Annotated in this window: 9 protein-coding genes; all 9 read right to left on the bottom strand. The window is 41.2% G+C overall.

Features of this window, described 5'->3' with window-relative positions; all coding sequences use genetic code 11:
- Nucleotides 1-28 precede the first annotated feature (28 nt).
- The 9 genes from truB to AC1D7X_RS03870 all read right to left on the bottom strand — a co-directional run bounded on the left by truB (nt 29) and on the right by AC1D7X_RS03870 (nt 11,604).
- Nucleotides 29-949: a tRNA pseudouridine(55) synthase TruB gene (gene truB, locus AC1D7X_RS03910; RefSeq protein WP_495474686.1), complete on the bottom strand. Its 921-nt coding sequence runs from the start codon at nt 947-949 to the stop codon at nt 29-31.
- Nucleotides 946-1,923 carry a DHH family phosphoesterase gene (locus AC1D7X_RS03905; RefSeq protein WP_495456221.1) on the bottom strand — a complete coding sequence of 326 codons (978 nt, stop codon included), beginning with the start codon at nt 1,921-1,923 and terminating at the stop codon, nt 946-948. Before AC1D7X_RS03905 ends, truB begins: the two co-directional genes overlap by 4 nt.
- Before the next feature lie 25 nt (nt 1,924-1,948).
- Entirely contained in the window at nt 1,949-2,296 is a 348-nt protein-coding gene (gene rbfA, locus AC1D7X_RS03900; protein WP_495456222.1) for a 30S ribosome-binding factor RbfA, read from the bottom strand.
- 15 nt (nt 2,297-2,311) lie between these two features.
- Nucleotides 2,312-4,852 carry a translation initiation factor IF-2 gene (gene infB / locus AC1D7X_RS03895; protein WP_495456223.1) on the bottom strand — a complete coding sequence of 847 codons (2,541 nt, stop codon included), beginning with the start codon at nt 4,850-4,852 and terminating at the stop codon, nt 2,312-2,314.
- Nucleotides 4,845-5,168 (bottom strand): L7Ae/L30e/S12e/Gadd45 family ribosomal protein, encoded by a 324-nt coding sequence (locus AC1D7X_RS03890; protein WP_495456390.1) that lies wholly within the window; start codon nt 5,166-5,168, stop codon nt 4,845-4,847. The genes infB and AC1D7X_RS03890 overlap by 8 nt, the downstream gene beginning before the upstream one ends.
- A complete protein-coding gene (rnpM, locus tag AC1D7X_RS03885) occupies nt 5,161-5,469 on the bottom strand; it encodes an RNase P modulator RnpM (protein WP_495456224.1) in 309 nt (102 codons plus the stop codon). The genes AC1D7X_RS03890 and rnpM overlap by 8 nt, the downstream gene beginning before the upstream one ends.
- A gap of 27 nt (nt 5,470-5,496) precedes the next feature.
- Nucleotides 5,497-6,594, bottom strand: a complete 1,098-nt coding sequence (nusA, locus tag AC1D7X_RS03880) for a transcription termination factor NusA (protein WP_495456225.1) — start codon at nt 6,592-6,594, stop codon at nt 5,497-5,499.
- Between the two features lie 34 nt (nt 6,595-6,628).
- The gene (gene rimP / locus AC1D7X_RS03875) at nt 6,629-7,090 is read right to left on the bottom strand and encodes a ribosome maturation factor RimP (RefSeq protein ID WP_495456226.1); all 462 of its coding nucleotides are present in this window, start codon (nt 7,088-7,090) and stop codon (nt 6,629-6,631) included.
- A gap of 200 nt (nt 7,091-7,290) precedes the next feature.
- A complete protein-coding gene (locus AC1D7X_RS03870) occupies nt 7,291-11,604 on the bottom strand; it encodes a PolC-type DNA polymerase III (protein ID WP_495456227.1) in 4,314 nt (1,437 codons plus the stop codon).

The raw sequence follows: 11,604 nt of genomic DNA, 5'->3' as shown, positions 1-11,604 counted from the left end.
CAATTCCGTTAGATAGCCTAATTTCCGATTATGATTCCTGTAAGAACACTTTCACAGGAGCGATAGCCCCCGTCTCTTCTTGTTTCTGATATATACCTAGAAATCTTCCCTTAACATCATACAGACGAATCGGGGTTTCACTAGTCACATCAGGTGTTACAGATTTATATGAAAGTCGTTGACCTTGGATCGCTGCTGATGTTTTCTCTTCAGAGACCGTATGTGCTGGCAATTGAGGTATGGCCTGATCAACGGGTATTAAATGCGAGTCAAGTGTTCCCTCTTCCATACATCGCTCAATGTCTTCAAAAGTTAAACAGTGTTCTGCATCAATTCCTGCTGACTTCGTTCTCTCTAACTTGACCATAACAGAAGGTAGTCCCAGAGCACGACCAATATCTACAGAAAGCGTTCGGATATACGTTCCTTTTGAACATAAAGCTCGAAAAGAAAGTTCAGGGTAAGGGCCATCCCATGAAGTGTCAGTCATTTCAATTTCATAAATTGTAACCTCACGACTCTTACGTTCCACCGTCTTACCTTCTCGTGCCAATTCATATAACCTTTTACCGTCTACTTTCACAGCTGAGTACATTGGAGGAACCTGAGATATAACTCCTTTAAAAGAATTCAATACCTGTATTACATCTTCCTTAGTAACAGAAACAGAATCGACTTGTTCGATAACCTTACCTGTCATGTCCTCGGTATCGGTAGCCATGCCAAGACGTAGCGTAGCGTGATACTCCTTAGGAAGCTCTTGCATATATTCAACCACACGTGTAGCTCGACCCAGACAAAGTGGTAATACACCGGTTACTTCAGGATCTAACGTCCCTGTATGTCCGATTCGCTTCATCTTCACAATACGTCGAACTTTTGCTACCACATCATGTGATGTGAACCCAGCTGGTTTATAAACAGCTAATATACCCTCTAGATTACTCATAATAATTGTTTCACCCGTTCTATGACTTGTGGAATAATCGTATCCAAAGTACCTTCTATGCGACACCCAGCTGCCCGCACGTGACCTCCACCACCAAAACTTTGTGCAAATGCTGCAACATCAACATTTCCAGCGGATCGTAAGCTCACCTTAACAGCATTCTCGTTGATCACCTTAAATAGAATTCCCACTTCTACCCCTCGAATATTTCGAGGATAGTTCACAATACCTTCTAAATCTTCATTAATCGCTTCACATTCCATCATATGTTCAGGTGTAACGTGAACCCAACTAATGCGACCATCTGGTGTCATTTCAAGTGTACTAAGCGCCTTAATCAATACTTTCATTTGAGAAGGAGTCATTTCTTCTAATAAGTTCTCAGAAAGTTCTGGACCATTCACACCATAAGTAAGTAATTCCGAAGCAATTGCCATCACTTTGGGGGATGTATTTGAATAACGGAATCCACCTGTATCGGTGAGCATCCCTGTATATATAGCTGTAGCAACCTCTTGTGTCCAATCGAAATCAAATCGATTGATTAAATCAAATAAAATCTCTGCTGTTGCAGCTGCATCCGTTTTTATTAGATTCACATGTCCATAACCATCGTTGGTTGGATGATGATCCACATTTAGCATTAGGGCATCCTCAGCAAAAAATTGCTTCGTTAAACCTACCCTTTCAAAATCAGCGCAATCCACACAAATAATATGCTGAAACATACGTGTAGGAGGATTAATCTCCATATTAAGAATCGTATCTGACAGCGTTAGAAAATGCATACGTTGTGGAATGGGACCTTCATTAAGCAGTGTGAATTTCTTCCCTAGACATGAGAGAAGCCAGCCCACGGCTACCGTGGAACTGACTGCATCTCCGTCTGGCTGAACATGCGACACTACAAGAAAATCATCATGCTTGAGCAAATATCCCTTTGCTTCATCAAGACATTGTTCGTAGGTCTGCATAGCCGTCTCCTTTATGAAAACCTGATCATTGATTCTTATCAATCTCGCTTAACAACTTTTCAATATGACTCCCGTATGCAATAGATTCGTCAAACTTAAATATAAGTTCCGGCGTATGCCGAAAACGAATTCTTTTGCCGAGCTCCGAACGAAGAAAACCGTTAGCTTTATCGAGAGCAATAAGCGTGTTTTTCTTTTGTTCTTCGTCGCCAAGCACACTGAGATACACCTTTGCTTGTGCAAAATCATTTGGAACTTCGACCCCTGTTACGGTTACGAAGCCTATCCGAGGATCTTTGAGTTCACTTTGGATGAGAACACTCAATTCCTTCTTGATCTGTTCTGAAACACGTCCTGTGCGAATTTTAGCCATGTTTATTTCACCTCTCTACTTACGTTCAACTGTTTCCATGATGAACGCTTCAATAACGTCAAATTCTTTAACGTCATTATAGTTTTCCAAAGTAATCCCACATTCATAACCTTGAGCAACTTCTTTGGCATCATCTTTAAATCTCTTCAATGAATCAATCTTGCCTTCATGAATGACAATGCTGTTACGAATTAAGCGAATTTCCGCATTACGCGTAATTTTTCCTGAAGTAACCATACATCCTGAAACAGTACCCACTTTCGTGATTGTGAATACATTACGGACTTCAGCATGGCCGATAATGGTTTCTTTATAAATTGGGTCGAGCATGCCCTTCATAGCTTGCTCAATTTCTTCAATAACATTATAAATAACACGATGTAGACGAATATCTACTTTCTCTTGTTCTGCAGTTAGAGCAGCCTGATGATCAGGACGAACGTTGTATCCGATAACAATTGCACTTGAAGCAGCAGCCAAAATAATATCGGATTCTGTAATCGCACCCGCACCACTGTGAAGTATTTTAACGCGAACGCCTTCTACTTCAATCTTCTCAAGTGAACTCTTAAGAGCTTCAACTGTACCCTGAACATCACCCTTGATGATGACGTTAAGTCCTTTAATTTCACCATCTTTAATGTGTTGGAATAGATCGTCCAAAGTTACACGAACGTTGCTACCCATTTCAGACTGACGCTGAGTGATAGCACGTTTGTCTGCAATAGAACGAGCTTTACGTTCATCTTCAAACACCATAAACGGATCTCCCGCTTTTGGCACTTCAGTCAAACCTGTAATTTCTATAGGTGTTGATGGGCCTGCTTCTTTTAAACGACGTCCCTTATCGTTAACCATTGCGCGAATACGTCCGAAGCAGTTACCTGCAACAAATGCATCCCCTACACGAAGTGTTCCGTGTTGTACTAATACTCGTGCTACTGGACCACGGCCTTTATCTAGCTCAGCTTCGATAACTGTCGCACGTGCACGTTTATCAGGGTTAGCTTTATATTCGTTCATTTCTGCTACTAGCAGAATCATTTCAAGCAAATCTTCAAGTCCTGTTCTTTGTTTAGCAGATACATTAACGAATATTGTATCTCCGCCCCATTCTTCAGGAACCAGACCATATTCTGTTAACTCTTGCTTCACTTTATCAGGATCTGAACCCGGTTTATCGATCTTGTTAACAGCAACGATAATGGGTAGTTCAGCAGCTTTAGCATGGCTGATTGCTTCCACAGTCTGTGGCATTACACCATCATCTGCAGCAACGACAATAATCGTAATATCTGTTACTTGAGCTCCACGTGCACGCATAGCTGTGAAAGCTTCGTGACCTGGTGTATCAAGGAACGTAATTTTCTTATTGTTAATTTCAACCTGATAAGCACCAATATGCTGCGTAATTCCGCCTGCTTCGCCACCCGTAACATTCGTAGAGCGAATAGCATCAAGTAACGTAGTTTTACCATGGTCAACGTGACCCATAATCGTTACTACTGGAGGACGCGGTTTCAAATCTGTTTCTTCATCGACCTCTTCAAGAGTCTCGAAGCGATCGTCTTCTACAGCGATCTTCACTTCAACTTCCACACCAAATTCAGCGGCAAGAAGGAGTACTGTTTCAACATCTAATTCCTGATTGATCGTTGCCATAACACCCATCGTAATCAGCTTTTTAATAACTTCCGAAGCATCTTTATGAAGTAATTTAGCAGATTCACCGACTGTAGTTACACCACGAACAATAATTTTCTTAGGGGTATTGTCAATTTTTTCACGAGCTTGGTATTGAGCTTTACCTCTATTGTTCTTGCCACCACGGTTATTTCTGTAGTTACCACCCTTGTTGTCGTCGAAACGTCTAGATCCATTGTTGTTAGATCTATTCTTGTTAGCTCCACCTTGGCCAGCACCTTCACTACGTGACGCATCACGTGTTGGAGCTCCTGTCCCGCGGTTCTGAGTCTGTGGACGTGCTGTTGGACTACTTGGACGTTGTCCTCCGCCTTGAGACTGACCGCTTGGTCTTTGGCTACCCTGAGATGAAGATGGTCTTGTAGTACCTCCAGTACTTTGAGGTCTTTGAGAACCTGTACTATTCTGTGGTCTACTTTGTGATCCATTACTACTACTTTGAGGTCTTGAAGTTACTGTACCTGTACCATTGTTATTATTCGTATTATTATTCATACCTACCTGCTTTTCCTGTTGTTTTTTGGTTTCATCTTGCACCGTTACGGAACTATTCTCTTGACGAGGAAGAGACTCTTCCGTTGGTTTAATCACATCGACATCCTTCTTAACAGATGACGTTGCTGCCACTGCTGGGCTATCTCCGCTATCTCGTTTAGCGGCTGCATTGGACTTAATATTCTTAAAAAATTGCTCCACTTTAGTGACAGAATCATTCTCCATTACACTCATGTGGTTATTAACAGGTAAATCCAAACGCTTAAGAATCGTAATAATTTCTTTACTACTCATGTTTAGCGATTTAGCATACTCATATACGCGCAATTTTTCCTTATTACTTTCTTGTTTAGTCAATATACTCCACCTCCGACATTGTCTCCATTGATTTGGAGATCATTTCCGCGAATCCTTGATCCGTAATTGCCAGCACAACACGATGTGGTTTCCCAATACTTGTGCCCAGACTTTCCCGGTCATATCCGATCACCAGAGGGATTTTGTATGTTCCGCATTTATCACGAAACTTCTTTTGTGTATTTGGTGAGGCATCGCCAGCTAAAATAACCAGCTTAGCTTCTGAAGAACGAATAGTTTTGAGCACGACTTCGTCACCTGTAACTACTTTTCCTGCACGCATCGCAAGACCCAGACGAGAAAGCGTCTTATTCATCATTGGACTTCTCCTTCATGTCTAGAAATTCATCTTCCGCAGCAACAAAATCATCTGCCAATTGTTCATAAATTTCTGACTTTACATGATGTTTCAAGGCACGATCCAATGACTTATTCTTTTGAGCTAGTTTGAAACAGGCAACTTTACCGCACAGATAAGCTCCGCGACCAGACTTCTTACCTGAGAGATCAATAAGTACCTCATCTTCTGGCGTCTTCACAATACGTATTAACTGTTTCTTCGACATCATTTCCTGACATGCCACGCATTTACGCATTGGCACTTTCCTTGTCTTCATACTGCACCCTCCGTCCTAATTAGAAAATTAATCGACGGAGACAGAATCTTGAGGCATCTCATCAGAGAATGTTTTTGGTCTACCGAATTCCTGTTCCGCTTGAGTCTCACTTTTGATATCAATTTTCCAACCCGTTAATTTTGCTGCAAGTCTTGCATTCTGTCCTTTAATACCGATAGCAAGAGACAATTGATAATCTGGCACAACGACACGTGCCATCTTCTCATTCTCAAACACTTCAACTTCCAGTACTTTGGAAGGACTAAGTGCATTTGCAACATATTCTTCAACTTTATCGGAATAACGCACGATATCAATTTTCTCTCCGCGCAGTTCACCAACAATAGTCTGAACACGGACACCCTTAGGTCCAACACAAGAACCTACTGGATCCACCTCATCATTGCGAGAATAAACGGCTATTTTGGAACGGAAACCTGCTTCACGTGCAACGGAACGAATCTCAACAACCCCGTCAAATATTTCAGGCACTTCCAGTTCAAACAGACGTTTAAGCAAGCCGGGATGAGTACGTGACAACATAATTTGTGGACCTTTTGTCGTGTTCTCAACCTTTGTAATGTAAGCTTTTGTTCGTTCGCCATGTTTAAATTTCTCATTCGGCATTAATTCGTTCAAAGGAAGTAACGCTTCAACTTTACCTAAGTCAATATAAACATTACGAGGGTCCTGGCGTTGAACCGTTCCCGTTACAATATCTTCCTCTTTGTCCACAAAGGCGTTATAGATTAGACCACGCTCTGCTTCACGAATACGTTGTGTAACGACTTGTTTTGCTGTCTGTGCAGCAATACGACCAAAGTCACGAGGAGTAACTTCAATCTCTGCAATATCCTCCAATTGGAAATGAGGATTTATTTCTCGTGCTGCGGGAAGTGAAATCTCCATTCTAGGGTCCAACACTTCTTCAACAATTAATTTACGGGCATATACTTTAATAACCCCCGTATTGCGGTTCATGTCTACTCGTACATTTTGGGCTGTATTGAAATTACGTTTGTAGCTTGAGATTAGTGCTGCCTCAATAGCTTCAAAAATAATTTCTTTACTGATCCCTTTTTCTCGTTCCAATTCATTCATTGCTTCAATAAAATCCATACTCATTGGAATTCAATTCCCCCTCTCTTTATCCAGTTCTTTAAAAAATGATCGTTAATCTCGCGCTCGCAACCTTAGCATACGGAATACTGTACTGCTTCTTACCTATAACAATGACAAGAATATCGTCCTCAAACGAAAGAAGCCGGCCTTCAAATTCTTTGAGACCGTCCAGTGCTTCGTATACAGTAACAAACACATCCTTACCAACGGCCTTAGTAATATCTGTGCTTTTCTTTAATGGTCTCTCCGCACCGGGAGACGATACTTCCAGGAAGTAAACATCAGTAATTGGATCATTCAGATCCAGCTGCTGGCTCAAATATTCACTAATCAAGCCGCAGTCATCAATATCAATACCGCCTTCTTTGTCAACATAAATACGTAAGAACCAGCTACTTCCTTCTTTCACGTATTCCACATCAACTAGTTCGAAGTTATGTTCATCCAAATAAGGTTGGACCATTTCTTCTACGATACTTTTTATCTTAGGTGTGCTCAAAGACTATAACCTCCAAGACTTTCATTATCCTATATACCAAAGAGTAAAGAGTGGGTTGCCCCACTCTTTACACAACGGTTTTATCTCCATGATTACTACAAAAAATTATAACATAGTCTGGCAACACTGACAAGTATCAGTCCTTGACTACCCTTGCGTCTACACGAGATATGAAGGGATTATCGAGTGTCATTCCTCTTTTAGAATAGGGAAAGTTGATTGCTTTCTGGTAACCCTCGGAAGCACCCCATCTGTGTGAGTAATTCAACTATGGTCTTACTTGCCTTTGATTTCTGCTGGAAGTCTTCAATCGATAAATATTCTCCCGCTTCACGTGCTGCTGCAATATTACGGGCAGCGTTGTCACCAATCCCCTGCATCGCTGAGAACGGTGGGATTAAGGAATCTCCATCTACTGTAAACTTCGTAGCATCTGAACGGTATAGATCAATGCTTTTGAAAGTAAATCCACGTGCAGTCATTTCCAACGCCATTTCAAGTATAGCTAACATGCCCTTCTCCTTGGTCGTTGCTTGGAAACCCTTCTGCTCAATTTCCACAATTTGATGACCTATGGCTTCATAACCTTGACAACAGAGTTCAATATCGAAATCCTCGGCCCGAACCGTAAAATAAGTCGCATAATACGCAATTGGATAATACAATTTGAAATAAGCAGTACGCACGGCAGATATAACATATGCTGCAGCATGTGCCTTTGGAAACATGTATTGAATTTTGAGACAGGAATCAATATACCAAGCAGGTACTTTACATTTCTTCATCTCTTCAATCCATTCAGGTGTTAGCCCCTTACCTTTACGAACACTTTCCGTAATGGTAAAAGCCAACCCCGCATCCATCCCAGCTTTATAGATCAGATAGAGCATAATATCATCACGACAACCAATAACTGTCTTGATATTACATGTCCCATTCTTGATGAGATCCTGCGCATTTCCAAGCCATACCCCCGTTCCATGAGACAATCCAGAAATTTGAAGTAAATCGGCAAAGGACGTTGGCAATGACTCAATTAACATTTGTCGTACAAATTTAGTTCCCATCTCGGGTACACCATATGTAGCAACAGGCGTTCTAATTTGTTGAGGTGTAACCCCTAGTGCCTCTGTAGAACTAAATAAGCTCATCACTTTAGGATCATTCATAGGTATCGATGTAGGGTCTACTCCTGTTAAATCCTGCAGCATTCGCATCATCGTTGGATCATCGTGACCCAGAATATCAAGTTTAAGTAAGTTAGACTCAAAAGCATGATAATCAAAGTGCGTTGTCTTCCACTCAGCTCCAGTATCATCTGCAGGGTATTGAACCGGTGTGATATCTTCTACATCCATATAATCCGGTACTACCACAATTCCCCCTGGATGCTGACCCGTACCTCTTTTGACACCTGTAAATCCAGCAGCAAGACGACTTACCTCAGCTCCACGCCATTTCTTATCATGTTCTTCTTCGTACTTTTTGGTATAACCAAAAGCCGTTTTCTCCGCAATTGTACCTATCGTGCCGGCACGGAATACACATTTCTCACCAAAAATCTCTTTAGTAAAGTTATGCGCGACCGACTGATATTCCCCTGAAAAGTTAAGGTCAATATCCGGAACTTTATCTCCTTTGAATCCAAGGAAAGTCTCAAACGGGATATCTTGTCCCTCCCCTTTCAGCATTCCACCGCAATGTGGACAAATTTTCTCTGGAAGGTCAAATCCGCTCGGAATACTACCATCCAGAAACCATTCATTATATTTGCAGTCCGAATTCTTACATACGTAATGAGCAGGTAACGGATTAACTTCTGATATCCCTAAAAAGGTAGCTACTACAGATGACCCAACAGATCCCCGTGACCCAACTAGATAACCATCTCTGTTGGATTTCTTAACAAGACGTTCAGATATTAAATAGTTAGCTGAGAATCCATACTTGATAATAGGCTCTAACTCTTTCTCAAGCCGTTTTATCACGACATCAGGCAAGTCTTCCCCATATAAACCCATAGCCGTATCATAACAAGTCTTCCGAATCTCTTCGTCAGCACCTTCCATGATCGGTGTATACAGCTTAGAAGGGAATAATGGATAGTCTTCGAAACGATCTGCAAGTTCAACGGTATTGGTAATCACTACTTCTGTTGCTTTCTCTTTACCTAAGAAATCAAATTCCTCCAGCATCTCGTCTGTCGTACGAAAATGTGCATCTGGTTTGCGGATATCCTTCAATGGACTAAATCCAGTAATCCCATTAATGGCAATATCACGGAATAACTTCTCGCGAGGTTCTAGATAATGAACATTCCCGGTTGCAATAACGGGTTTACTCAATTTCTCACCAATTTCGCAGACCCGTTTCAATGCCGTCTTTAACTCAATCGGGCTAGCCACAAAACCTTTATCAACCAAATGCATATACATCGTCAATGGTTGAATTTCTAACACATCGTAAAACTGTGCAATCTCCTCCGCCTCTTCAACGGACTTATTCAATACGGCTTCAAAGAATTCTCCTTTTTCACAACCCGAAATCACAAGTAATCCTTCACGCATCTCCACGAGCTTAGATTTCGGAATACAAGGCACTTTCTTGAAATATTCCGTATTGGACAATGATATTAACTTAAATAAGTTCTTCTTCCCAACCAAATTCAACGCATATATTCCACAATGAAATGGGCGCGTATTAGACAAATCTTGACCGACATAGTCATTAAGACGATCTAACATCGTTATACCCTTCATTTTATCAGCATCGGTTAGAAGTCCACTCAAGATCCCTACCAATGCAATCGTATCATCAATCGCTCGGTGATGACTCTCTAACAATACTTTATACTTAGCAGCCATCGTATTAAGTCTATGATTCTTCATCCCAGGATAAAGTAACCGTGCTAACTCAAGGGTATCAAGCACTGGATTAGGCATCTCAGGTAAACCGTATTCTTTTAACGAAGCTTGGATAAATCCAACATCAAATCTTGCGTTGTGAGCTACAAGAATGCCGTCTCCAGCAAATTTCAAAAACTCATGTAAAACAGGTTCCAGATCTGGTGCATCTTTCACCATTTCATCCGTTATATTCGTAAGTTGCTGAATATGATAAGGGATTTTCTCGTGTGGATTAACAAAAGTGGCATAGCGATCAATTTCTTTACCATCTTTCACTTTCACCGCTGCAAGCTCTGTAATATTATTAGCCGTAACTGATAGGCCTGTAGTTTCTATATCAAATACAATGTAAGTAGCACTACTCAGTTCAATCGATTGAGGTTGGAGTACGATAGGAATAGAGTCATTCACAACATTAGCCTCAACGCCATAGATCATCTTTAATCCATTCTTTTTGGCCGCTTTAGCTGCTTCAGGATAGCTTTGAACACCCCCATGATCGCTAATGGCAATAGCAGTATGTCCCCATCTTGCCGCTGTCTTAATATACTTATCGATAGGTGTGATGGCATCCATTGTACTCATCGTCGAGTGCAAATGAAATTCTACTCGTTTCACCGGTGCATTATCTTTGCGTTCAGGAGGTGCTTGTACCTCATTTAAATCCGATGGCATCATAACCAGTTCAGGCGTTTGCATAAACCGATCGTATTCTACCCGACCACGTACTTTAATCCATTTTCCATTTTCCAATTGGCTTAGTACTTTAACGTCATCTTTTGTTTTAGCAAACATCTTCATTTGCATCGAATCCCCAAAATCAGTTACGTTAAATGTAAACAACGTCATACCATTTCGTAGTTCTTTGCTATCAAGACCAAACACAGCTCCCTGAATCGTAATCTTCTTCTCTTCATCCTGAATATCTTGGATTGGTACTGGCTGTTCCTTGATATCGTATCCCATATGAAGACGAACATCTCCAGCATCTTCGTCGAAATTACTTTCTGCCTCAATGCTACTCATCATGTTCTGAACAACTTCACGCTCTTCTTCGATCTTCTTCTTTTCAAACTCCTTAATAGCCTCTTGCCCGTTATCTCCAACGCCCAATTTAACGCGAAGGGGAAGAGCAAAATAGTGAGCATAGAAACGTGTGATCGCTTGATCGATTTGTTTCTTCTTAGCTAGTTCTAGTGAAGTGGCATCTGTAAGTCTTAAAAGTAACTGATCACCTTCTAGCTCATGGGATGCTCTCGCCATCCAACCATTTACAGAAGGAATTTCCCGATGTACCCACTCTGTGAACAAAGCCCAATACGCATTCACTATATCTTCGACTGATACACGATCCGTATATTTGAAAACAAATGATATCTTAGCAATATGTTGCATCTTTTCTTGAATTCTAAGACAAAAGGCTCGATACACTTCACCAGGGACTATCGTATCCTTCACAATTTGAATTGCCCATTCTTGGCTACTACGGCTAATTTCCACCTGTTCTATATAGCCATCCAAAAAGTGGGGATCGATTAGAGCAGGTGGAACTGCACCTTGTTTCATCAAAAGCTCAAATCGTGTTCTTTTATCTTCCAAGTTGCTCAT

This window comes from Paenibacillus sp. Y568 (genome assembly GCF_059445545.1).
The sequence above is the reverse complement of the archived record's forward strand: the minus strand, read 5'-3'. Positions and strand labels throughout refer to the sequence as shown.